Consider the following 24,618-nt stretch of genomic DNA (forward strand, 5'->3'; position numbering starts at 1 on the left):
GATCTGGAGTAAGCAAAATGCGTGGCGTATTTCGAGAAGACCACAACATGTTCCGTGATCAGGCCCGCCGTTTCGTCGATCGCGAAATCGTGCCCTACCTGCATGAGTGGGAAAAGAACGGCATCGTTCCCAAGGAAGTCTGGCTCAAGGCCGGTGAGAACGGCTTGTTATGCTCCACGGTGCCCGAAGAATACGGTGGCCCCGGAGGCGACTTTGGTCACTCGGCGGTTATGATCGAAGAGCTGGCGCGGGCCAACGCTACCGCCGTGGGTTTCACCACCCACTCGGAAATCGTCACGCCTTACATCGTTGCCTATGGCAGCGAAGAGCAGAAGCAGCAATGGCTGCCGCGCATGGTCAGCGGTGAATTGATTGGCGTGATTGCCATGAGCGAACCGGGCATTGGCAGCGACCTGCGCGCCATGCGCACTTCGGCGCGGCGTGACGGTGATGACTACATCGTCAACGGCCAGAAGACCTTTATCACCAACGGTGGCAATGCCGGCCTGGTGGTCACCGCCACCAAGATTGATCCAGCGGCGAAGGAACTGACTCTGATCTGCGTTGAGGAAGACCGAGCCGGCTTCGCCAAGGGGCGTCTGCTGGAAAAGATTGGCCTGAAAGGGCAAGACACTGCCGAATTATTTTTTGATGAAGTCCGGGTGCCCGTCGGCAATCGATTGGGTGAGGAGGGGATGGGATTCAAATACCTGACTCATCAATTGGCTTGGGAACGCCTGATCATCGCGATCCGTGCTGCGCAATCCATCGACACGCTGCTGGAAGAAACAATCGGCTACACCCGGGAGCGCAAGGTCTTCGGGAAACCGGTGATCGACTTCCAGAACACCCGCTTCAAACTCGCTGAAGCCAAGGCCCAGGCCACCATGTTGCGGGTGTTCGTCGACGACTGCCTGGCCAAAGTGATGCGCGGTGAACTGACGCCGGAAATCGCGGCAATGGCCAAACTGCTGGGCTCGGAAATGCAAGGCAAGCTGCTTGACGAATTCCTGCAGTTACATGGGGGCTACGGCTTCATGAGCGAATACAAGATCAGCCGCGCCTGGGTCGACGCCCGAGTGGCCCGCATATACGGCGGCACTTCGGAAATCATGAAAGAAATTATCGGCCGTACCCTTTGAAGCACACTTGCATGGGGCAAACAGATGAGTAATTCCCTTTACGAAATTTCGCTAAAGCAGATCGATGGAAGCATCCGTACCCTTGGCGACTATCGGGGCAAAGTGCTGCTGGTGGTCAACGTCGCTTCAAAATGCGGGCTTACCCCGCAATACGAGGGCTTGGAAAAACTTTACCAAGACAAAAAATCCCAAGGCCTGGAAATACTGGGTTTCCCTGCTAACAACTTCAAGGAACAAGAACCGGGTAGCGATGTGGAAATCGTTGAGTTCTGTTCAGTGAACTATGACATTCACTTTCCGTTGTTCTCGAAAATCTCCGTTGTCGGTGCGGACCAGCATCCTCTCTACGCGGAACTGACTGCCGCACAACCCGAAACAACGGGTGAGGGACCTTTTCGGGAGCGTCTGCAGGGTTATGGCATCGAGTCAGGCAACACAACGGACGTACTCTGGAATTTCGAAAAGTTTCTGATTGATCGGCAGGGCATCGTCGTTGCTCGTTTCGCTCCGGACATTGCGGCTGATAATCCTCGTTTGCTTGAAGCAATCGAAGTTCAATTAGTCCAAGAGGCGTGAAGCGGTGTTGACAGTCGATACGGTTAGCTCGCTTCGTGCGCTCGTGGCCCGTGCACGAGGTGAAAACAAGAAAGTCGCGCTGGTGCCGACAATGGGCAACTTGCATGACGGTCATATCTCCCTGATTCATTGCGCGAAGCAGCGTGCTGACTTTGTCGTCGCGAGCATTTTTGTCAATCCACTCCAGTTTGGGGCTAATGAAGATCTTGCCAACTATCCCCGGACGCCCGACGCCGATCGAGAGAAATTGGTCAACGCCGGCTGCGATGTGCTCTTTGCCCCTGCTGTCGAACAAATCTATCCGGATGGAATGCTCAACCAGGCCATCGTCAGCGTGCCAAACGTGTCTGAAGGTCTTTGCGGCGCGATACGCCTTGGTCACTTTGACGGGATGGCCACTGTCGTTACCAAGCTGCTGAACATCGTTCAGCCAGACGTGGCGGTTTTCGGTGAAAAGGACTATCAGCAGCTGGCAGTCGTCCGCTCGATGGTCAGGGATCTCAATATGGTGACTGATGTTGTCGGTGCACCGACGATCCGGGCTGCGGACGGCTTGGCATTATCGTCGCGCAACGTCTATCTGAGTGACCATGAGCGTTCGGTGGCTCCCGTCCTTTACGCTTGTTTGAAGCAAACGGCGGCGAGTATCCAGGCTGAGGGGCGGGTGACTGAGCGCCAGTTGATTGAATGTCATCAACGTATAAGCGACGCCGGTTTTCAGCTGGAATACTTTGAAGTCAGGAATGCTCAGGATTTAAAACCTCTGACCAGCTCCGATACTCACTTTGTGATTCTGGTGGCCGCGCGCATCGGCAAAACGCGGCTCATTGACAATCTGACGGTGGACCTTCGGCCATCAAAAAGATCACCAGAGGAACAACATCCATGAGCCTCTATCGAGCGTTCACTGTTCTTGGTCTGTGCCTTGTCTCTCTTGTCGGTATGGCTCAACAAGCGCCAGCGGATGCCTATGGTGCCGACACCCAGCGTGCCAACGCCTTGTTGTTAAAAGCTGTCGCCGAATACAAAGCCAAGGGCGACACCGCCCTGGCCGAGTTTAGTCGCCAGGGAGCCTATGTCGATGGTGAACTGTACATCTACGTGGTCGATACCTCCGGTGTGATGCTTGCCAGCGGAGGGCCTTCGGTATCACTGGTCGGAAAACCGGTGGTCAGCGTTCTGGACGACGACCTCAAGGCTGCATTCCAGCAAGCCATTTCGCAGCCAGACGACGGCATTGTGCGTAGCGCCGAATACCGCTGGTGGAACTGGCAACACGGTAAGGTCGAGCGTAAGCGCGTGTTCTATCAACGTGTGAAAGATCGGGTGATCTCCGTGGGTTATTACATGCCACGGTCCAGCCCTGAAAAGGCACAACAGCTGCTTCGCCAGATTTCGTCGCAAGTTGCCAGCGACGCGAAAGCCACTGTCGGGCTCATTAATCAGCACGATAAGCAGCTTACCCAGGATGATCTCTATGCCTTTGTGGTGGACCTGAAAACCAAGCGGTTCGTCGCTCACGGCTTTTCGCCCCGGCTGATCGGTACCGACTTCAAGTCATTGCGCTCAACCGACGGCAAGCCGATTGGCGAGGACATTCTCAAGCAAATGAATACGCATGAAGCAGGGGAAATCACCTATCAATGGCGCAACCCTATGACCGGGCAGAACGAATACAAGAGGACTTTTCTGCAGCGAGTGAATGGATACGTCGTCGCCGTGGGCTGCTATGCAATCAAGTGATCAGAACAGGGGCCACCGGAGTCCGCAGCAAGGAGTGTGCGCATGACTGATTTAGTGTTGCTGCATGGCGGCAACCATGGCTCGTGGTGTTGGGGGCCTTTTGTGGAGGCGTTAAACCAGCAACCCGGATGTTTCGAACGAGTGATCACTCTGGATATGCCTGGGTGCGGCAAGAAGCGTGGTCGGGATGTTGCATCCCTGCGGCTGGACGATGTAGTCAACGAACTCAATGAAGACCTGCATGCTTTGGGTGTGAGCCAGGCTATGTTGCTTGGGCATTCCATCGCCGGGGCCGTGCTGCCGATGATGGTGCTGGCCGCTCCTCAGTTGTATTCGCAGCTGGTGTACCTGGCCTGCGCATTGCCCAGTGAAGGCCAATCCATTCTGGAGTTGCTTGGCAATACGTTACACGGCGAAAGCCCGGAACATGTCGGTTGGCCGCTGGATCCAGCGCAAACTACTCCTCAAGCGCTGGCTGTGGTCATGTTCGGTCACGACCTGGATGAGCAAACCCTGGGTTGGTTGTTAGGCGAAGTGAGCCAGGACACAACACCACTCTGTGTGGCGACAGACTCTATTAGCCGTGAGGGATACTCGGGAATGATTCCGGCGAGTTACATCATCACACTGCGCGACAACATTTTGCCCGTGGACTGGCAGCGCCGTTTTGCGCAACGTGCCGGTGCTGGCGTGGTGATCGAAATCGATACCGCGCATGAGCCGTTCGTATCACACCCGCAGCTGCTGGCGGATGTCGTACGAGGTATAGAGCGGCATGAGTGATGAGCGAGTTCGTTGTTTTAAGTCATGGCAACGGTAAGACAATCCGCAGCAATCGGTTGATCCTTTCCATTATCGTCTTCAACTTTATCTCCTACGTTTGCAGTGGCTTGCCGCTTGCGGTGTTGCCGGGCTACGTCCTCAATGACTTGGGCCTGACCTCAGTTTTCGCTGGTGTAATGATCAGCTCGCAGTACTTTGCAACACTACTGGCTCGTCCGTTGGCCGGCGGTGTAGCAGATCGACTGGGAGCCAAATACGCGGTGGTGTGTGGGTTCGGTGGCCTGATGGTGAGCGGCAGCCTGACGACACTCGCCATCATGCTTCCCACCCACCTCTGGTTGACCCTGACTCTGTTACTGCTGGGCAGGCTGGTGCTAGGTGCGTCCACGGCCATGATCTCCACGCCTTGCTGCACCTGGGCCATCGGGTTATGTGGTGCCCCTCGGGCAGCACAGGTCATGTCGTGGAATGGGATCGCGGCCTACGGCGGTACGGCGGTCGGCGCGCCATTGGGTGTGTTGCTTCGCCATTCACTGGGCCTCGCCAGTGTTGGGTTGTGCACGGTATTGTTCGGATTGGTGTTCCTGGTTTTGGCACTGGGCAAGCGTCCGGCGCCGTTGGTGGCAGGTGCCCGTCTGGCCTTTCATCGAGTGCTGTTCGCCGTCATGCCCAATGGCCTCGTTCTGGTCTGTAGCTCGGTAGGGTTTGGCGGACTGACCGCTTTCGTCGCACTGTATTTCGACAGCCTGGGCTGGGATCACGCGGCCTACTGCCTGAGTGGTTTCGGGGCGGGTTTTATCGTTGCGCGCTTGTCGTCGCCGGGGATACTGCAGCGATACAGGGGGTACAGCGTGGTGGGGGGGTGCCTACTTGTACAGACTTTGGGCATGCTGCTGATATGGCTCGCGCCGTCTCCTGCTCTGGCCATTGCCGGTGGAGTGCTGACCGGAATAGGGGTGTCATGGATTTATCCGGGGCTAGGCGTGGAGACATTGGCGAGCACTCCTCCCGCGAACCGAAATTCGGCGCTCAGTGCTCTCTCGTTGTTCTTTGATATTGCAGTGGGGATGGCCGGGCCGGTTATGGGGCTTATTGCTTCAGGATTTGGCTATGCCGCGATTTTTCTCTGTGCGGCGCTGATGTCGATAGGCGGGTTTTTGGTGGTGCTCTGCCTATGTTGGCGAAGTGATCATCTGGGTAACTGATAATGACTTGTCAGCCAGATCTGAACGCGACTTGCAGTACCGCTTCAAAGTGCGACACGTCGAAAGGTTCCCCATGGGCTAGTCTCGGACTCGCAGCTTGGTTAAGTCCCAGGCACGTAGTTTGCTGTCGATGGTCAAGTTGAAGAGCGCCAAATCACGTGTCTTCTTCGCAAGCTGGAGTCTGACCCGGATTGCCGAGAGTCCGCTACTGGCCGATTGATGCCTGTCACAAGGGGCAGCAATCGGCCAATAGCGGACGTTCGACCAAGGACTGCCACTGGCTAAAGGCAGCCGCTCATGATGAAAAATTAATCTGTCCTATTTTGCTGGCCATTTTTTGCTGAGTAGAAATCCAAGCCTAGATTGGGAGTTGAGGGGCGAGCGAAATGAGTACATCTGGTGGGTTATGACCCCCCACCCAGGTAGGCATCTCCGTCCTGTACAACATGGCATGTAAAGATCAGTGTCGACTGCATGCTACCGATCACGGTCGTTCGGCAGCCTTCAGCCAATCGACTACGCCATTGACTCCAAGTGAAAGTAGAGTGTCTTGTATTCCCACAACGCGCCGTAGCATCGCGCCACAGTCAGATTCTTCTCGTTCTTCTGCTTCCGCAAAGAGCCGGGTCATAAGCTGGGTAAGACTATTTTTATGATCAAATAAATGTCGCTTTTCATGACGGACATAAGCCAGATAGCGTTCGGTTGCGTACAAAGCTTGTTCTGGATCATTTTGTACAATCGCGTTAAGCCATTCATGAAATCCGAAGAGACGATGATGTCTATTTTCGCTATCTTCATCATTCTCAAATACTGAAAAACAGCAATCAATTAGTTCTATTGGAACCGAAATCGCATCAGCTTCATCGTTGAATATTTGAGTCATCTGCTCGGCAACGTTTAGGGCACGAGTGCCGCCTGTGTTTAAACCTGACTTTATACCGGCAAGACACTGTTCTCGATTCTGCCGAATATTTCCATGGTTTGTCCACACGGTTGCTGCACCACGCCAAGCGTCTGTGTTATCCAGAGCGTTCAAGTCTCCTAGGAATTCCGCAAAATTGATGTGCTGGGTCATGGTAGCTAAAGCCGAAATACGTCCCCATGTTTCTAGGTCTTTGCCGCTCCCCTTGTTGCGAAGACACGCTAGCAGAGGTCTTACTACTTCAAAATGATTGTGGTAAGAATAATAAAGACACGGTTCGGCGACTTGCCAAAGTCCACCTCCATCTTGTACGGCGAGATCGAACAACTCCCATCCTAGATCGAAATAAGTGCTTTGCAAATACGGTAAGCGACGTAAGATCATGGCACGGATAGCAGGGTGTTCGTCACTCGCAAAGCGACGCAACATGGGCGCTAGCAATTCAGGAAATTCAATGCCTCTCTGTAGAAAATTATTAGCCAAGATCATCAAGGCATCAGAAACGTCTCCCTTTGCCATATTGATTCCGAGATCTATTAAATCTACACCGTCCCCCTCGACTGGATCAGCTTCTTGAAGTCCCACAAAGTCTTCGGCCAAAGATATGAGCCGCGATGCCTCTCGAGCATCCTGTATGACGTTTGCACAGGCTTCAAGTGCTTTGGCCGTGGAGCGTTTGTGTTGCCATTCGGCTGAATGAAGCTCTAGCTCATCAAAAATTCGGCATACCAAGAGGGAGACCTGAGGCTCTTCGACCGATTGCCATGCATCGTGGGGGCGTAAATTTCCATAACGATAAGCTAGATATGTAGCTACCCCATCCATAATGTCATCACGAAAACTTTCTGGAATTACTAACCAGTGAATAGACAAAAAGCCCAAGAATCGGGAGGGGTTCCGAGATGAGGCCTCTCGCAATTGCGAGCCAACCTCCCGCTCGCCCCCGATAAGAAAGTCAGCCATATGCCAATTCGAGTATCCGTTGTAGTGCGCTAATAAGGCTCTTCGCATTTAAGGGTGTAGAAAAAATCTGACCGGCTGGAAAAGGAGTCGAGGATCTTAGAAAATGTAAGCTCTCACACCAACAAAAACTAAGCCCCCGACGTGAACAATCTTACCTTTTCTAGCCCTGATCTTTCCAGCTTTTGCCAACTGAATAACCTCGGCCTGACTGCCACTGGACAACATCTTTGTGCAGAGCGCGCCGTCATCGAATGTCGTTTAACCAAAGCACCCGAGCCATGCCCCAAGTGCGGGGCTGCTGGTGTTTCACGCGGTACTGTCGATAGGCATCTTGCTCACACACCTTACGGACAACGACCAACCAGATTGCTGCTGCGTATCCGTCGCTGGCGTTGTGCTTGCGGCTGTTTCTGGCATGAAGATACAAACAGTGCAGCACCTCCACGTTCAAAGCTTTCATATGGGGCGATACGCTGGGCATTAGCTGCCATCGTGCTGGATCATCTGTCGGTATCTCGTGTTGCGAGCCAGCTTGATGTTGCATGGCACACCGCTAATAATGCCATTATCAACGAAGGACGGCGCCTGCTTTTTAATGACTCGACACGTTTTGACGGTGTGACCGTGCTGGGCGTGGATGAGCATGTTTGGCGACATACACGCTGTGGTGACAAGTACGTCACCATCGTGGTTGACCTTACGCCCGTGCGTAACAAAAACGGGCCGGCCCGCTTGCTCGATGTGCTGGAAGGCCGCTCCAAACAAGCCTTTAAGCAATGGCTACAGAGTCGCCCCAAATCGTGGCGTGACCAGATCGAAAGCATTGCCATGGACGGTTTTACGGGGTTTAAATCTGCAGCGCAAGAAGCCCTGCCTCAAGCCCAAACCGTGCTGGATCCTTTCCATGTCGTGCGCTGGGCAAGCAACATGCTGGATGAATGCCGCCGGCGTGTGCAACACGACATCCTGGGCCGCAGAGGGCGTAAAAATGACCCGCTCTACAAAAGCCGTCGAACGCTACTGACTCGGATCAGCTACCTGTCTGACGCCAACAAAAAGCAACTGTTCCAGCTGTTTGCAGATGAGCACCACCTCGAAGTGGATTGCACCTGGAGCATGTACCAACGGGTGGTCAGCGCCTACAACGAGCCGGATCGAAAACGTGGTAAAAAACTCATGGAAGAGGTCATAAATATCATTACAGCCAGCGACTTGCCCAAAGCGCTCATCGAGGTGAAAGGCTTGGGGGAAACGCTGAAAAAATACGCTGAGAGCATCCTTGCCTACTTCGACCGGCCAGGAACCAGCAACGGTCCAACAGAAGCTATCAACGGGCGACTTGAGCACTTACGAGGTACCGCCTTGGGCTTTAGAAATTTAACCAATTACATAGCCAGGTGCTTGCTGAAGTCAGGAGGGTTTAGAAATCAGCTACACCCTTAAATGCGAAGAGCCGCTAAGGAAACTCTGAAAAAGACTTTCTGATTTGGCAAAATACCGCGACCCCACCCACCGAGTTTCCCGATGAAGCAGATGACCTTCGCCGACGCCGAGTACGCTGGCAAGCGCAAGCAAACCCGCAAGGAGTTGTTCCTGATCGAGATGGATCGGGTGGTGCCGTGGAAGGGCTTGATTGCTTTGATCGAGCCACATTATCCGAAAGGTGAAGGTGGCCGTCCGGCCTACCCGTTGATGGCGATGCTGCGTGTGCATCTGCTGCAGAACTGGTTCGGCTACAGCGATCCAGCGATGGAGGAAGCGCTGTACGAAACCACGATCCTGCGCCAGTTTGCCGGGCTGAACCTGGAGCGCATCCCCGACGAAACCACCATTCTCAACTTCCGCCGCTTGCTGGAGAAACACGAGCTGGCGGCCGGCATCCTCGCTGTCATCAATGGCTATCTGGGCGACCGCGGCCTGTCGCTGCGCCAGGGCACCATCGTCGATGCAACGCTGATCAATGCGCCCAGTTCGACCAAGAACAAGGACGGCAAGCGCGACCCGGAAATGCACCAGACCAAGAAGGGAAACCAGTATTATTTTGGCATGAAGGCCCACATCGGCGCCGATGACGAATCGGGTCTGGTGCACAGCGTAGTGGGCACGGCGGCCAATGTGGCGGATGTCACCCAGGTGGACAAATTGCTGCATGGCGACGAAAACGTGGTCTGCGCCGATGCAGGCTACACCGGTGTCGAAAAGCGGCCCGAGCATGAAGGACGTGAAGTTATCTGGCAGGTGGCGGCACGCCGCAGCACCTACAAAAAACTCGATAAGCGCAGCGTGCTGTACAAAGCCAAGCGCAAGATTGAAAAGGCCAAGGCTCAGGTGCGCGCCAAGGTCGAGCATCCGTTCCGGGTAATCAAGCGCCAGTTCGGTTACACCAAGGTGCGCTTTCGCGGCTTGGCCAAAAACACGGCGCAACTGGTGACACTGTTCGCTCTGTCGAACCTGTGGATGGCGCGCCGACATTTACTGACGAATGCAGGAGAGGTGCGCCTGTAATGCGGGAAATGGCCACCGGAGTGGGGTCCGGGTGGCGAAAACGTAAGAAATACTCGTCGAATTGATTGTTTTTTGATCATTTGGCGAGTTTAAAAGTTGCGCTAGGTGGTATGCCGGGGAAATACATGGCTACTTCAGACCATCCCTAATAATTTCAATACCCCGCTATCGCTCGCACCTAAAAATATTTCAAATGAGAATGGTGCGCTTACCATACCGCCAGCCGAACGGATTTTCGGCTGACGAACCAGTACTCCTGCTTTTTCCTCATATGAATCCACTACCGCTTGCACTTCGGGGGAGCGCAGGTAGCAAGGAATCGGCAAAATCAGCTCCGCTTGCGCTCTCAATACCCAAAGTCTGGATTCCTCGGAAACTTCTTCGTTCCAAATAGTTAAAATGCTCGTCGTCACTGCATCTTGCACTGGCACGGCCAAAAGATTAAATGCCGACTGTATTAGCGAACCCAGTTCGTAAGATAATTCAAATTCCAACATCCTTGTATCACACAACATACGGGCTATTATTTCAATATTCGCCACAGGCGAGGCAGTGCAGGCGAGTATCGCGAAATACAGCAACGCTCCTTCATGATTAAAACAAAGACGCTCTTGGTTTTTTTGCCACCAGCCTGAGTTGTTTTTTGCTTGCTGCAGAATAGCCGCCTCAACTGCATCAAGTAGAACGTTCATGCTGCTCGAGTGAACTGTATCTCTTTGGCTATGCAAATCTTCGTATGAACTCTCGTTCAAAAAAACATTCCTGTAGCCTACGCGAGTATTACCATAGCGTAAGGCGCGAACATTGCTCCAGTGCTCGATTGACTCTATTGCTAAATCCAGCAAAGCAACGGACTGCAACATACGTTTACTTATAAATTTTTCATCCCGCCCCCCGAATTCATGTTTTTGGCAACGCAACTTGTTATTGAGTCTAAATTTAAGTAAATCCTCGTCGTTAATGTCACCTGAGATATACTGCCAGAGCAGGGCATCTTCCACTACACCTGCCTCTACGCATCTAGCGATGACCCGGCCAAGAACGCTGTGCTCAGTTAGCGGCATATTGATCAGCCGCTCAAGCAATGGAGCAACCAGTGCCATATTTTCTAATTTGATTTCAGACAGGTGGATTCCGAGTCGGTCAGCAATTTCATTCCTATCAAGCCAGCCTAGTGAAAGCGCATCCATCCAGAATGACAACACTCCCGCACAATCTTCATTGCTCCATTGAGCAATGCGATAAGCATGCCCAATCAATCCGTCGGAATCCTGGGCAGACTTCAGAGTTGGAACCAGATGTTTGAGCCAGAAACGATGCCACTCAATCGCACTAGCCAAGGCATAGATCACCTGAAAAATATCACGGTGTTTTTCCCGCAAATCACGTAGCAATGGCCAGTCTTCTTCCTGGGGCATCTGCTCGGCAAATGACTCCGCTACTAGGCGCCTGATGTGGAAGGCCGCGCTACCAGTCAAGACGGATCTAAGTTGTTTTCTAAATTCGCGACGCTCACCTAGTGCCAACTGTGCGACAAAACTGCGGATGCTGGGGCGTACAAAGGGTACCGGCGGCAAGCCATGTATGAACTTATTCAAAGTAACGCCAGTTCGCACGGCTCCGCTTATCACCAATACATCCAATAGGGTTTGATGTCCGAATGTCAGCTTTCCATCCTGGGTTTCTCGCAGCACATTTAAGCTACACAGTTTCCGCTGAATGTCTTGAGAGGCTGAGAAGCGCTGATGCGGCACCGCCAAGCTTCTTAATTTCAGCATTTCCGAGGCAATTGATTCAATTGCTTGTATTGCCGCATCTCCCAAAGCGTTGTCGGCTCGCACGATCGTATCGAGATAACGTTGTGCCAGTGCTTGGCTAGTCACAACGTTGAAGCTACCGCCTCGTTGGGCCAGTTCAACAAACAATGCTAGTTCGCGTGGATTTCTTATCAGTACGCGAGTGGCGCCATCAATAGTTGCAGTCGCAATCCCTAGCGTATCAAGTAAGGGTGCAATGTCGGCCTCCCAGTCCATCGGTTGGCACTTCAATTCGCAATCCCATTGTCGTTCCGCAATTCGCCGGTCGTACTGCCTGTCGAAGTCACGGCAGGCAGTAACGACAGTAATATTAGGAATCAGTAGCAGGCGGTCTATCTGCGCAAGAAAATATTGAAGAACGCGATGATCGCGGGCGATGGAGAGCACATCCAAAGAGTCAATTACTACAATCACTTGAGCGTTTTCAGCCAATCGAGCAGCTTTTTCGACCCATTGCTCAGAAAGGCCTTGGGCTAGACGATCTTCCGATGTAGCCAAGTCGGCGAATTCGCGGGACTGGATAAAGAGTGGCACGATGTCAGAATTGCTTTCGGCCCGCTTCTCCAATGTTTCTTGTAACGCAAGCATCACGCACGTTTTACCCGATCCCGGAAGGCCCGTCAGCAAGATGGATCTTTTTTTATCATCAATAGATACAAGTAGCTCATCCAGGGTTGGGTTGGAAATACGTTGTCCCGCAATATCCCTTCGCCACGATCTGCCAATGGCAGATGTACTGGAAAAAGAAAGACGTACCTCAGCAAGATTCATTGGCGGAACTAGTGTTGCTCCCGCCTTTTGAAGAATAGTCTTGAGGTCGCTTTTAGTTAATCGGTGCTGCGAGGCTGTAGTTGTGCTATCGCCCCCTGTGCGCGCGCCGAGTTGGTCGAGGCTCGCCCAAAGTGCCGCGAATGCAGCGTCAGTATTGCTCACCATGTTGCGTAAGCGTTCGCGGAGCAGTTCCTCCATACGATCTAGGTCATCACTGGTGATAAAGTTCGTTCGGCACAGGAATTTATAGGTGGAAAGATCGGGGGAGAATTTAGCAAGTAGCGCCGAAAAACTTTTATCTACTGCTTGGTGCTCTTGGCCTAGACTTGCTAGGTAGCTCGCTTCGTTATGCTGGGTAGAACTGTGTTCTCTTAATTTTGCAAGAGGGCCAAAGTTGTTTCTTGAATAGAAACGAACATTTACGTTCGGATTATCTTCCAGCAAGCAGGAGGCTTTGCCCAACTCATCTGCAAGATCGCTTATCGACCAAGATTTGAAATCGGTTTGATTTTTTTTGCACTGACACGCAATCAAAGTGCCGTCAGTTTTGCCTACTACCACATCATCTACGGAATAGCTGATCGAATCTATTTCGAGCCATTGAAAGTCTTGATCGGATAATACTGTCAATGCCCAATCAAATGCCACCAACGTCTGGTAAATGTCACCTCGATTGGAACGGATACCAGCGATGCTCATAAATTTCTCCTATTGGGGGGGATTCATCCCCTCAAATTAGCGTCAGCAGTTTCAATGGATTGAGCATGATATTCAAATTTAGGGCGCTTAACTACGGATCACCCTTGTCAAAAAAAGGACGTTCATCAGGACTACATGACAATCGAGGACAGACCATAAGACTAATGATGCTGAACGTCCGTTATTGGCCGATTGCTGCCTGTCGCGACCGGCAGAAAACGACCCAGGCCGTGTGAAAACGCACTGAATACGTCGAAAGTTGAGAGCTACGGGCGTTGCCTGCGAAACCAGCAGACTGAAGCGCGAATTGCCCTCGTCAGCTACATAGGCGTTCGTAAATGCTGTTTGGGCCGCGTCAGCGGCCCAAACAGCCACTCACGGACGATCAAACGGCTGGATTCACGCCCTGATCGCCTCAAGCAGTCCTGCGATGCCGAAAATGCTCATCATTCGTTTGAGGTTGTAGGCGAGCACATGAAGGCTCATTTCGGTGCTTACCCTTGGTAGGGTTTTGGTCAGGAAGTGGGTGGCTCCCATCCAATATTTGAGCGTTCCAAAAGGATGTTCAACGGTCTGTCGGCGACGCCTCATCATCGTTGGATCATTTTCCAGCCGTACCTGCATCGCATCGATTACGGCTTCATGTTCCCAGCGCTTTACCCGGCGCTCCTTACCCGTCGTACATTGCTTGTGCATTGCGCAGGACTGGCAGCCCGAGAACCAATAACAGTGCAGTAGCATGCCGTCTTCCACCGAAGAATGCCGCCGGGTCAGTAACTGTCCCGCAGGGCATCGATACTCGTCCGATGCAGCAAGGTAGATGAAGTCCTGCTTACCAAATCGGCCTTCGGCTTTGCTGCCCGATGTGAGGGGTTTCGGTACGAAGGTAGTGATGCCGGCTTGCTCGCAAGCAAGGATTTCCAGACCTTTGTAATAGCCTCGGTCGGCCACCACCGTTAGCGATTCAGCCTTGATTTCTTCACGCGCCTGGTTCGCCATATTGCTCAGTTGCCCACGATCATTACCAACGTTGGTCACCTCATGGGCAACGATCAGATGGTGTTTGTCGTCGATCGCTGTTTGTACGTTGTAGCCCACCGTTCCGGTGCCTCGGCCGCTTGTGGCCATTGAGCGTGCATCTGGGTCTGTGAGGGAGATCTGCTGGTCTGGACTTTCGTGGAGCTGCGCCTCGATGTCCTTGAGTTTCTGCATCTGCTTTTTCAGTGTTTCTATCTTTTCTTTAAGCCGCTCTGCTTTGGCCTCGGCGACTTCGGGTGTTGCCCGATCCGCCGAATCCATCGCCGCCAGATATCGATCAATACTCTGCTCGATCTGCTGCATGCGTGCCTTCACTTTGCCCTGAGTGAAGTTGCGGTCGCGATTATTGACGGCTTTGAATTTGCTGCCGTCGATGGCGATGATCGACTGGGAGAAGAGATTGAGGTTGCGGCAAAGAACTACGAACTGGCGGCATACGCTGCGAATGGCTTTGCCGTTGTCCTTGCGAAAGTCGGCAATGGTTTTGAAGTCCGGGGCCAAACGCCCCGTTAACCACATCAACTCGACGTTGCGCTCGGCCTCACGCTCAAGCCGACGGCTGGACTGAATCCGATTGAGATAGCCGTAGATATAGATCTTCAGCAACACCGCTGGGTGATAGGCCGGACGACCCGTTGCGGCAGGATCGACGCCCCCAAAACCAAGTGTGCTCAGGTCGAGTTCATCGACGAAAACATCGACCACGCGCACTGGATTTTCTTCGGCTACGTAATCGTCCAGACACTCCGGCAGCAAGGTGACTTGCGTCCGAGCCTCACCTTCAATAAATCGCTTCATGATCGCCCCCGATACGATCTAGACGATCAGAAGGTTAGACAATCACTGGCGTTTTCACACAGCCTGGACCCAAAGCTGCCTTTGGCAGACGCAGCTATCGGCCAGGAGCGGCCGCTCGTTGACGTGTTGTTTTAGCGAGAGGGCCTTGGGCGCACACTGCCGCAAAACAGTGAGTTACTGGGGGCTCGATGCTCGAACAATCGTGGTCCGGCGGTAACATGGTGTCCTTTTAAAGTCCTGATGGTAGGATGGACTCGTCTCGACATCCTCCCATATCTGGTTGTTATACCCAACGGCCGTACCTCTAAAACATCCCCGCTTGGAATATATCGAGTGACGAATACACCATTTTTTGACGCAGATCACTGGCACTTTAAAGCGCTAATGGATTTTATAGCAATCAGAGACCTGCACGAATTACTTTCTAGCAAAGCCGCGATTGATGCTCACCTCAATTCCCGCACTCTGATGTCTTTAAAGGATAATGGTGGCGATGTCGAAATTAAAAATAGAATAGATGCTCATCTTTCGAGTTCTCTGACAAATTCAATCGATCATTTTTCGGCATTAACGGTTCTAGCGTTGTCTACAACCTTTGAAGTGGCCACCAAAGATTTTTTTCGTAATATTTTTGTTTCACAGCCGCTGCTCATGCATGATTTTCTCACCTCGGCGGATCAATCTGGAGTTGTTTTTCTTGCCGACGTGGTAAAGGCAGGTGATTTTAATAATCTGATTAACAGTCTAGCTGAGAAAGCATCAAATTCCGCAGCTAAAGGTAAGTACAGCAGTGTGCTTGCACGTATATTCAGACTCTGCAAATGGAAAGACACTACGGGAATCAAGGATAAAATTGATTCTATTCAAGCGGATAGAAACTTCATTGCGCACGAAAAAGCGATCAACAGCCGCTCGATAGAGAGCATTTCAGATGCGCATTCAGTAGTTGCTCATGCGCTGGAAATACTTGCGGAGTGCGCCATCAAAAAGAATATTCCGGGACGTTATACGTGTGTACAGCGTACGCATTTTTTGTTATTAGGGATGGTCTGAAGTAGCCATGTATTTCCCCGGCATACCACCTAGCGCAACTTTTAAACTCGCCAAATGATCAAAAAACAATCAATTCGACGAGTATTTCTTACGTTTTCGCCACCCGGACCCCACTCCGGTGGCCATTTCCCGCATTACAGGCGCACCTCTCCTGCATTCGTCAGTAAATGTCGGCGCGCCATCCACAGGTTCGACAGAGCGAACAGTGTCACCAGTTGCGCCGTGTTTTTGGCCAAGCCGCGAAAGCGCACCTTGGTGTAACCGAACTGGCGCTTGATTACCCGGAACGGATGCTCGACCTTGGCGCGCACCTGAGCCTTGGCCTTTTCAATCTTGCGCTTGGCTTTGTACAGCACGCTGCGCTTATCGAGTTTTTTGTAGGTGCTGCGGCGTGCCGCCACCTGCCAGATAACTTCACGTCCTTCATGCTCGGGCCGCTTTTCGACACCGGTGTAGCCTGCATCGGCGCAGACCACGTTTTCGTCGCCATGCAGCAATTTGTCCACCTGGGTGACATCCGCCACATTGGCCGCCGTGCCCACTACGCTGTGCACCAGACCCGATTCGTCATCGGCGCCGATGTGGGCCTTCATGCCAAAATAATACTGGTTTCCCTTCTTGGTCTGGTGCATTTCCGGGTCGCGCTTGCCGTCCTTGTTCTTGGTCGAACTGGGCGCATTGATCAGCGTTGCATCGACGATGGTGCCCTGGCGCAGCGACAGGCCGCGGTCGCCCAGATAGCCATTGATGACAGCGAGGATGCCGGCCGCCAGCTCGTGTTTCTCCAGCAAGCGGCGGAAGTTGAGAATGGTGGTTTCGTCGGGGATGCGCTCCAGGTTCAGCCCGGCAAACTGGCGCAGGATCGTGGTTTCGTACAGCGCTTCCTCCATCGCTGGATCGCTGTAGCCGAACCAGTTCTGCAGCAGATGCACACGCAGCATCGCCATCAACGGGTAGGCCGGACGGCCACCTTCACCTTTCGGATAATGTGGCTCGATCAAAGCAATCAAGCCCTTCCACGGCACCACCCGATCCATCTCGATCAGGAACAACTCCTTGCGGGTTTGCTTGCGCTTGCCAGCGTACTCGGCGTCGGCGAAGGTCATCTGCTTCATCGGGAAACTCGGTGGGTGGGGTCGCGGTATTTTGCCAAATCAGAAAGTCTTTTTCAGAGTTTCCTTAGGTGATCTACATGTCTTGGCTGACGACGTGGTGAAAAATACCTGACCAAGCATTAGCTGGTGGTTAATTATTCACGGGCTATCTTGAACGTCCGCTTTAGGTCGCGAGCGGCTGTTCACCACAGGCAGCATTCGGCCAAGAGCGGACAGTGGACACTGTGATGGCAAATGGGTAACGTCAACGACACTGCTAGGCATTTTCCTCGTAATAGTTAGGTGCTTATGGAGTCCGTCCAATGGGGGGCCGGCGACTCCTGACTTTTGCAGTTCCAGGAGGATTGATGAGTTGCTTACCGAGTCATGGCAGAGTCTCCTGCTCACGTTGCCATTGTAGTATCGCTCCACAATTCGATGTATCCATGCGCTCGGAGGGAGATTGGCGAATTACAGCCAACCCTCTGGCATGGGGTAGCACTAAGCCCGAGGTCGTTGTACTTGGCTTCTCCAAGGGCCCGACTCAAGCTGGAGCGCTCGCTTCCACAGCTCACGACGAAATTGCGTACAAGGGGAGTCGCCTCAACGTGGGCAAGATTCTGGCACACGTCGGGCTCATCCCCACCGACGAACCCGATAAGCTGAAGAAACATATAGACCGTCTTATCGCGGATAAGTCCGGGCGCTTTCATTTCGCATCACTCATTCGTTGCACTGTAGAGCGCTACGATCGCAGGTCTGTATCCTGGAAAGGATCGGGTGGCGGCATGCTGGACAAGTTCATTGCTACCCAGTTCGGCGCATCGGTCGCAACTAACTGCACAACTACCTTCCTCCGTGACCTGCCGGAAGAGACTCGGCTCGTTGTCATGTTTGGTCTGGGTACGGGACTGAATTATGTAGCGTCCGCTTATGACCTATTTCGCCGCGCTCGCCCTGGCGTGTGGAAAATGATCAGCTCAGTTGCTTATACGGACGGAAAAATCACAGTGGTTCATGTTGAGCATTTTGCAGCTCAAGGCGCTTTGATTCCTAACTGGTTAGGGGTAAATGCTCACCCGAGAAGTAACCTTGGCCTCCTCTCAAGAGCTGCGGTCGAAGCATCAGGAGTCAGTATCTAACAACTCATCCAAGCTGAAGGTCCTAAGCTAGTTTAGCCTAATTGACATTAATTCTAATGGGCTCTCGTGCTCATTCTTACTCAGCTACACCCCATTGGCAAAAATCAGGTTCGGGGAATACGTATGACTGATCAACCGTTGTTTGAAGGTGCTCATTTTCAGACGATACTTACAAAAGAGCCGCTGAAGGAAGCAACTATTTTTTGCCAAGGATCGAACAGCATGTTGTTTGAGCGCGACAACAGACTCTATCGCCTTACTCTCGAAGGATGCGGTCACAATTTTCTCGCCCAGCAGTCGGCCGAAGGCAACCGTAATGTTGTCGAGATCATTTACGATTACGGCGCGGTCGGGCCCTCTGATTCTTCACTCCCAGGAAGCGCAAATGAGTTCTATTGGTTAGCCGAAGTGGAAAGGTTAGTGAGCGTAGATGAGACCAGTGAAACTTTACTTGCTTGCATATTGTCGGGGTTGCTCGACGACAACGATGATTTACCAGCCAACTGCGAGCTTTCTGAACAATGCCGGGCCTTAGCCGACGAGCATCCAGATTTGGCAGGAATATTGATAACTCTCGCCAAGTCAGCGGAATTTGCGGAGCGCCATGAAGGTAACGTCGATGCCAAGATTGACAATATTATGAGGCGACCCACTACTGGGGATCTGGTCTGGACTGACCCACTAGGCGGGTGCCTTTATGAGCCATAAATCAAAAGAGGGGACAATAACAGAACACCATCCAATTTACTGGCACCCCCGAAGACCCGAGCCCATATTGCCCACTATAATCCATAACTGCCTTACGCCTCATCATTTTCTGGACGAGACCAGCCGAAGCTGCATTTCCTCCAATACAGCTTCATGTTCCCAGCGCCGAATTCGTCGTTCCGTGCTCGGTGTGCACTGTGCTTTCAGCACGCAGCCCTAGCATGTCGAACTCCAATAACGGTGCAACTTCAGGCATTTTTCAACGTAGGAATATTGCCAGATCAACGCCTTTCCAGCGGGGCAAATGCAAGAGCCGCTCAGAGGGCTAAGCCCTCAACGCTCTTTCTCTTTGGGATAGGTTTGCTACCAGAAAACTACTGTGCACCAGCCGTTTTTGACTGTCGAGACTCCTTGCGGTCAGGGCGTTAGTCCTCGTCAGAAAATTTTTAATCTTTCTGTGCCGCTTTCGCTAATATACTGAGGCTGGCGGGAGCATCCAATAAGGACTGGGCGTATGGAAGATCTTATTAACCTATTAAGTCGCTTTGAATCACAGAAGTTTGTGAAAAATCAGGATGTACTGGCTGGAAGTATTCTTTTTGAGCAGCGATCGCATTTTTTTTCTTATAATAAAAAAGAAAGGGATAAGATCTTAAAAAAAATTTCTTCTCTAAGTTCATCTGGCCTTGGAAAAGTCGAAGCTTATGTGACAGCATTCTATTCCGGTGCAGCGCCAGCGAAGCAGTTGGATATAATTTTAAGCTATTCTGATTACGTGCTGATGACCAAGCGGCGAGCTTTGACCAATGATGTGATCGAAAATATTAGATCTTCTATAGAGGCTCACACCAGTACTCCCTGGAGGCAGGTTTTATCCGATTATTTGCGTTGGCCGACTACTGATGCACCTGAGTCACTAAAAAAAATTCTGACCCCGTTCATAGATGATGTAGGTGTGTTGTCTGCCTGTGGATATAGTGTAGGGAAAAATGGTAAAACCAAGAATGAAAGAATCAATGTGCTCGAAGATATTTTAAAGGGCGACTTGCGAACTTTGGATTTAAGTGTTTCTTATGTCTTATCGTGGGGGGGGCCTAACTCTGTTTCTAGATTGATGAAACTAGCCAAGACTATCGCTGCCCTCTGTCGAAATGCAAAACGGGCTCTTCGCATTTAAGGGTGTAGAAAAAATCTGACCGGCTGGAAAAGGAGTCGAGGATCTTAGAAAATGTAAGCTCTCACACCAACAAAAACTAAGCCCCCGACGTGAACAATCTTACCTTTTCTAGCCCTGATCTTTCCAGCTTTTGCCAACTGAATAACCTCGGCCTGACTGCCACTGGACAACATCTTTGTGCAGAGCGCGCCGTCATCGAATGTCGTTTAACCAAAGCACCCGAGCCATGCCCCAAGTGCGGGGCTGCTGGTGTTTCACGCGGTACTGTCGATAGGCATCTTGCTCACACACCTTACGGACAACGACCAACCAGATTGCTGCTGCGTATCCGTCGCTGGCGTTGTGCTTGCGGCTGTTTCTGGCATGAAGATACAAACAGTGCAGCACCTCCACGTTCAAAGCTTTCATATGGGGCGATACGCTGGGCATTAGCTGCCATCGTGCTGGATCATCTGTCGGTATCTCGTGTTGCGAGCCAGCTTGATGTTGCATGGCACACCGCTAATAATGCCATTATCAACGAAGGACGGCGCCTGCTTTTTAATGACTCGACACGTTTTGACGGTGTGACCGTGCTGGGCGTGGATGAGCATGTTTGGCGACATACACGCTGTGGTGACAAGTACGTCACCATCGTGGTTGACCTTACGCCCGTGCGTAACAAAAACGGGCCGGCCCGCTTGCTCGATGTGCTGGAAGGCCGCTCCAAACAAGCCTTTAAGCAATGGCTACAGAGTCGCCCCAAATCGTGGCGTGACCAGATCGAAAGCATTGCCATGGACGGTTTTACGGGGTTTAAATCTGCAGCGCAAGAAGCCCTGCCTCAAGCCCAAACCGTGCTGGATCCTTTCCATGTCGTGCGCTGGGCAAGCAACATGCTGGATGAATGCCGCCGGCGTGTGCAACACGACATCCTGGGCCGCAGAGGGCGTAAAAATGACCCGCTCTACAAAAGCCGTCGAACGCTACTGACTCGGATCAGCTACCTGTCTGACGCCAACAAAAAGCAACTGTTCCAGCTGTTTGCAGATGAGCACCACCTCGAAGTGGATTGCACCTGGAGCATGTACCAACGGGTGGTCAGCGCCTACAACGAGCCGGATCGAAAACGTGGTAAAAAACTCATGGAAGAGGTCATAAATATCATTACAGCCAGCGACTTGCCCAAAGCGCTCATCGAGGTGAAAGGCTTGGGGGAAACGCTGAAAAAATACGCTGAGAGCATCCTTGCCTACTTCGACCGGCCAGGAACCAGCAACGGTCCAACAGAAGCTATCAACGGGCGACTTGAGCACTTACGAGGTACCGCCTTGGGCTTTAGAAATTTAACCAATTACATAGCCAGGTGCTTGCTGAAGTCAGGAGGGTTTAGAAATCAGCTACACCCTTAAATGCGAAGAGCCGCAAAACGATCCAAGGCGGATTACCTGCAAGCTGTAGAAAATTGGACCGAGGACTTGACCTACCTTAAGGAAAATCATTATGAAAAAGTCAAAGAATCAGCGCTTGAAGCTTGGCCGAAACTTTGATGCTGTTAAGGATCAGTACAAAAACTGCCCGATAAGTACGATCGTTGAGTTGTTGCAGCTAATGATGAGAGCTGAGTCCGTAGCAGACCCTTTTGGGGTCGTTGAAGAAGTTTTGGCTGGCGCCCATGGCAAAATTTTCTCCGGGGGGGATGACGCTAAAACCCTCCTAAATGTTTTTTATTGGCTGCTCAATGGCAAAGAAAAAGAGGCATTGTTAAAATACGTAGATTTTTATCTTCCATACAGATTGAATTGTGATCAGTTTGTATTCTCTCAAGGTAAGGTAAAACAAGCTAACTGCAACTATCTGGTAGGGTTAAGTCTTTCAGACATTTTAAATAACATAAACCTAAAACAAAAGCCCACAGTTTCGATTTTCAAATTCATCTCCGAGTCGCCTAAGCTTGCGGAAATCATAGCCAAGGATCTACTTCCCCACGAGTTCGGTTCGATTGGATATCACCAGTACGGAAGTCAGGCTAAAAAAAAACGTAGACGTATTGCCCTTCGAGAGACCATGTTTAAAGAAACCTCCAATGCACAATCTTACCTCTTGGACGATCCTGGCTCTCCCCGAAGAGCGGCAGCGATTGCTGAAGCACTGATAAATGGTATTCATATAATGAAGAAGAATGATGCATCGGTTGATTTGCTGTCAAAAGCTTGGAAGGAAGATATTTTATTTTTGCGGTCAGAGTTTTATGACTCAGTTTTACACCTAAAGGGTGTTAAGTGGCCGCAGATTTCAGTCTGAGGCTGGGAACGCAGCTCTTTTTGAGGATCCGATTAAACTGACCATTAACCCATCTTTCGTCTGACGCAACCGTGATCTCTTTCGGCGAACCGGACTTATTAGCCACTTGGTCTAGCTAAGCCTTCCGTTTCCGGGCCAGAGTGTGTCCCACGAGGGCACTGACAACGAAAGGCTGGAGCGCGGAAGAGTATGGCGCTACTCAACGATCTCTGATTTTTCACATCAGGACGACTCTGGAGCGGAAAGTCCCCCTTTCCGGCTTTCACCAACGATTGCTTTGTGTCGATTAGCGACCACCACGCATTGCGACTGATCCACCCTTGTCCTCCCTCAACCTGGAGGACAAGCCATGAACACTATTGCTTTAAATCGCCATCGACCTTGGAACAAGGGAAAACTTGCAGGGTAGAAAGCTCCCCTCCGAGTCAAAAATATCTGGTCTATTCGGGTCAAGCTTCAGCTCGCAGAGAATGCACGGGATCTGGCTCTCAGACCTGAAGTATCGGCGAACTCAGACCAGGATTAATCCATCCGCTTGTGGCCGGTTGTTGCCTGTGGTGAGGGTCAGCAAACGACCCAGGCTGTGTGAAAACGCCAGTGATTGTCTAACCTTCTGATCGTCTAGATCGTATCGGGGGCGATCATGAAGCGATTTATTGAAGGTGAGGCTCGGACGCAAGTCACCTTGCTGCCGGAGTGTCTGGACGATTACGTAGCCGAAGAAAATCCAGTGCGCGTGGTCGATGTTTTCGTCGATGAACTCGACCTGAGCACACTTGGTTTTGGGGGCGTCGATCCTGCCGCAACGGGTCGTCCGGCCTATCACCCAGCGGTGTTGCTGAAGATCTATATCTACGGCTATCTCAATCGGATTCAGTCCAGCCGTCGGCTTGAGCGTGAGGCCGAGCGCAACGTCGAGTTGATGTGGTTAACGGGGCGTTTGGCCCCGGACTTCAAAACCATTGCCGACTTTCGCAAGGACAACGGCAAAGCCATTCGCAGCGTATGCCGCCAGTTCGTAGTTCTTTGCCGCAACCTCAATCTCTTCTCCCAGTCGATCATCGCCATCGACGGCAGCAAATTCAAAGCCGTCAATAATCGCGACCGCAACTTCACTCAGGGCAAAGTGAAGGCACGCATGCAGCAGATCGAGCAGAGTATTGATCGATATCTGGCGGCGATGGATTCGGCGGATCGGGCAACACCCGAAGTCGCCGAGGCCAAAGCAGAGCGGCTTAAAGAAAAGATAGAAACACTGAAAAAGCAGATGCAGAAACTCAAGGACATCGAGGCGCAGCTCCACGAAAGTCCAGACCAGCAGATCTCCCTCACAGACCCAGATGCACGCTCAATGGCCACAAGCGGCCGAGGCACCGGAACGGTGGGCTACAACGTACAAACAGCGATCGACGACAAACACCATCTGATCGTTGCCCATGAGGTGACCAACGTTGGTAATGATCGTGGGCAACTGAGCAATATGGCGAACCAGGCGCGTGAAGAAATCAAGGCTGAATCGCTAACGGTGGTGGCCGACCGAGGCTATTACAAAGGTCTGGAAATCCTTGCTTGCGAGCAAGCCGGCATCACTACCTTCGTACCGAAACCCCTCACATCGGGCAGCAAAGCCGAAGGCCGATTTGGTAAGCAGGACTTCATCTACCTTGCTGCATCGGACGAGTATCGATGCCCTGCGGGACAGTTACTGACCCGGCGGCATTCTTCGGTGGAAGACGGCATGCTACTGCACTGTTATTGGTTCTCGGGCTGCCAGTCCTGCGCAATGCACAAGCAATGTACGACGGGTAAGGAGCGCCGGGTAAAGCGCTGGGAACATGAAGCCGTAATCGATGCGATGCAGGTACGGCTGGAAAATGATCCAACGATGATGAGGCGTCGCCGACAGACCGTTGAACATCCTTTTGGAACGCTCAAATATTGGATGGGAGCCACCCACTTCCTGACCAAAACCCTACCAAGGGTAAGCACCGAAATGAGCCTTCATGTGCTCGCCTACAACCTCAAACGAATGATGAGCATTTTCGGCATCGCAGGACTGCTTGAGGCGATCAGGGCGTGAATCCAGCCGTTTGATCGTCCGTGAGTGGCTGTTTGGGCCGCTGACGCGGCCCAAACAGCATTTACGAACGCCTATGTAGCTGACGAGGGCAATTCGCGCTTCAGTCTGCTGGTTTC

At 52.0% G+C, this 24,618-nt stretch carries 19 protein-coding genes and 2 pseudogenes; 16 read left to right on the plus strand and 5 right to left on the minus strand.

Annotated features, from left to right (window positions below; translation table 11 throughout):
* The first annotated feature begins 17 nt into the window (after window positions 1-17).
* The 6 genes from BLU63_RS21290 to BLU63_RS21315 are packed head-to-tail and all read left to right on the plus strand — an operon-like array spanning window position 18 to window position 5,449.
* Window positions 18-1,142: an acyl-CoA dehydrogenase family protein gene (locus tag BLU63_RS21290; protein ID WP_083376146.1), complete on the plus strand. Its 1,125-nt coding sequence runs from the start codon at window positions 18-20 to the stop codon at window positions 1,140-1,142.
* Window positions 1,143-1,166: 24 nt separating this feature from the next.
* Complete coding sequence (locus tag BLU63_RS21295; RefSeq protein WP_083376147.1) at window positions 1,167-1,718, plus strand: glutathione peroxidase; 552 nt, start codon at window positions 1,167-1,169, stop codon at window positions 1,716-1,718.
* A 4-nt stretch (window positions 1,719-1,722) separates the two neighbouring features.
* Entirely contained in the window at window positions 1,723-2,607 is an 885-nt protein-coding gene (panC, locus tag BLU63_RS21300; protein WP_083376148.1) for a pantoate--beta-alanine ligase, read from the plus strand.
* Window positions 2,604-3,461 carry a cache domain-containing protein gene (locus BLU63_RS21305; RefSeq protein ID WP_083376149.1) on the plus strand — a complete coding sequence of 286 codons (858 nt, stop codon included), beginning with the start codon at window positions 2,604-2,606 and terminating at the stop codon, window positions 3,459-3,461. Before panC ends, BLU63_RS21305 begins: the two co-directional genes overlap by 4 nt.
* A gap of 42 nt (window positions 3,462-3,503) precedes the next feature.
* Window positions 3,504-4,244 (plus strand): alpha/beta fold hydrolase, encoded by a 741-nt coding sequence (locus tag BLU63_RS21310; protein ID WP_083376150.1) that lies wholly within the window; start codon window positions 3,504-3,506, stop codon window positions 4,242-4,244.
* Window positions 4,244-5,449 carry an MFS transporter gene (locus BLU63_RS21315; RefSeq protein ID WP_083376151.1) on the plus strand — a complete coding sequence of 402 codons (1,206 nt, stop codon included), beginning with the start codon at window positions 4,244-4,246 and terminating at the stop codon, window positions 5,447-5,449. The genes BLU63_RS21310 and BLU63_RS21315 overlap by 1 nt, the downstream gene beginning before the upstream one ends.
* A gap of 484 nt (window positions 5,450-5,933) precedes the next feature.
* On the opposite strand, the gene BLU63_RS21320 is transcribed toward BLU63_RS21315, so the two are convergent.
* Window positions 5,934-7,337 carry a hypothetical protein gene (locus tag BLU63_RS21320; RefSeq protein WP_083376152.1) on the minus strand — a complete coding sequence of 468 codons (1,404 nt, stop codon included), beginning with the start codon at window positions 7,335-7,337 and terminating at the stop codon, window positions 5,934-5,936.
* A gap of 141 nt (window positions 7,338-7,478) precedes the next feature.
* Here BLU63_RS21320 and BLU63_RS21325 point away from each other — a divergent pair, with 141 nt between their 5' ends.
* On the plus strand, window positions 7,479-8,780 hold the full coding sequence (locus BLU63_RS21325; RefSeq protein ID WP_011920678.1) for an ISL3-like element IS1411 family transposase: 1,302 nt from the start codon (window positions 7,479-7,481) through the stop codon (window positions 8,778-8,780).
* 81 nt (window positions 8,781-8,861) lie between these two features.
* The gene (locus tag BLU63_RS21330) at window positions 8,862-9,842 is read left to right on the plus strand and encodes an IS5-like element IS1384 family transposase (RefSeq protein WP_010466230.1); all 981 of its coding nucleotides are present in this window, start codon (window positions 8,862-8,864) and stop codon (window positions 9,840-9,842) included.
* Window positions 9,843-9,976: 134 nt separating this feature from the next.
* Here the strand turns inward: BLU63_RS21330 and BLU63_RS21335 are convergent, their stop codons facing one another.
* Together BLU63_RS21335 and BLU63_RS21340 are read right to left on the minus strand one after the other, a co-directional pair.
* Window positions 9,977-13,129 (minus strand): AAA family ATPase, encoded by a 3,153-nt coding sequence (locus tag BLU63_RS21335; protein WP_083376153.1) that lies wholly within the window; start codon window positions 13,127-13,129, stop codon window positions 9,977-9,979.
* Window positions 13,130-13,528: 399 nt separating this feature from the next.
* The gene (locus BLU63_RS21340; protein WP_083376154.1) at window positions 13,529-14,965 is read right to left on the minus strand and encodes an IS1182 family transposase; all 1,437 of its coding nucleotides are present in this window, start codon (window positions 14,963-14,965) and stop codon (window positions 13,529-13,531) included.
* Between the two features lie 333 nt (window positions 14,966-15,298).
* Between BLU63_RS21340 and BLU63_RS21345 the strand changes: the two genes are divergently transcribed.
* Window positions 15,299-16,018 carry a hypothetical protein gene (locus tag BLU63_RS21345; protein WP_083376155.1) on the plus strand — a complete coding sequence of 240 codons (720 nt, stop codon included), beginning with the start codon at window positions 15,299-15,301 and terminating at the stop codon, window positions 16,016-16,018.
* A 134-nt stretch (window positions 16,019-16,152) separates the two neighbouring features.
* Here BLU63_RS21345 and BLU63_RS21350 read toward each other — a convergent pair whose 3' ends face one another.
* Entirely contained in the window at window positions 16,153-17,133 is a 981-nt protein-coding gene (locus BLU63_RS21350; protein ID WP_010466230.1) for an IS5-like element IS1384 family transposase, read from the minus strand.
* Window positions 17,134-17,720: 587 nt separating this feature from the next.
* On the opposite strand from BLU63_RS21350, the gene BLU63_RS21355 reads away from it, so the two are divergent.
* Both BLU63_RS21355 and BLU63_RS21360 read left to right on the plus strand, forming a co-directional pair.
* Window positions 17,721-18,254 carry a hypothetical protein gene (locus tag BLU63_RS21355; protein ID WP_197678973.1) on the plus strand — a complete coding sequence of 178 codons (534 nt, stop codon included), beginning with the start codon at window positions 17,721-17,723 and terminating at the stop codon, window positions 18,252-18,254.
* Between the two features lie 123 nt (window positions 18,255-18,377).
* Window positions 18,378-18,962 carry a hypothetical protein gene (locus BLU63_RS21360; RefSeq protein WP_144443500.1) on the plus strand — a complete coding sequence of 195 codons (585 nt, stop codon included), beginning with the start codon at window positions 18,378-18,380 and terminating at the stop codon, window positions 18,960-18,962.
* A 120-nt stretch (window positions 18,963-19,082) separates the two neighbouring features.
* On the opposite strand, the pseudogene BLU63_RS33360 reads toward BLU63_RS21360, so the two are convergent.
* A pseudogene (locus tag BLU63_RS33360) lies at window positions 19,083-19,265 on the minus strand (transposase); the annotation flags it as partial.
* A 211-nt stretch (window positions 19,266-19,476) separates the two neighbouring features.
* Between BLU63_RS33360 and BLU63_RS32815 the strand changes: the two are divergent.
* The 5 genes and pseudogenes from BLU63_RS32815 to BLU63_RS21385 all read left to right on the plus strand — a co-directional run bounded on the left by BLU63_RS32815 (window position 19,477) and on the right by BLU63_RS21385 (window position 24,502).
* A complete protein-coding gene (locus BLU63_RS32815; RefSeq protein ID WP_146381609.1) occupies window positions 19,477-20,139 on the plus strand; it encodes a hypothetical protein in 663 nt (220 codons plus the stop codon).
* A gap of 89 nt (window positions 20,140-20,228) precedes the next feature.
* Window positions 20,229-21,530 (plus strand): ISL3-like element IS1411 family transposase, encoded by a 1,302-nt coding sequence (locus BLU63_RS21370; RefSeq protein ID WP_011920678.1) that lies wholly within the window; start codon window positions 20,229-20,231, stop codon window positions 21,528-21,530.
* Window positions 21,531-21,621: 91 nt separating this feature from the next.
* Complete coding sequence (locus BLU63_RS21375; protein ID WP_083376158.1) at window positions 21,622-22,422, plus strand: hypothetical protein; 801 nt, start codon at window positions 21,622-21,624, stop codon at window positions 22,420-22,422.
* A gap of 349 nt (window positions 22,423-22,771) precedes the next feature.
* A pseudogene (locus BLU63_RS33365) lies at window positions 22,772-22,912 on the plus strand (integrase); the annotation flags it as partial.
* A 153-nt stretch (window positions 22,913-23,065) separates the two neighbouring features.
* Window positions 23,066-24,502, plus strand: coding sequence for an IS1182 family transposase (locus BLU63_RS21385; protein WP_083376154.1), 1,437 nt, complete (start codon window positions 23,066-23,068; stop codon window positions 24,500-24,502).
* Window positions 24,503-24,618 lie beyond the last annotated feature (116 nt).

This window comes from Pseudomonas mandelii (assembly GCF_900106065.1).
GTDB lineage: Bacteria > Pseudomonadota > Gammaproteobacteria > Pseudomonadales > Pseudomonadaceae > Aquipseudomonas > Aquipseudomonas mandelii.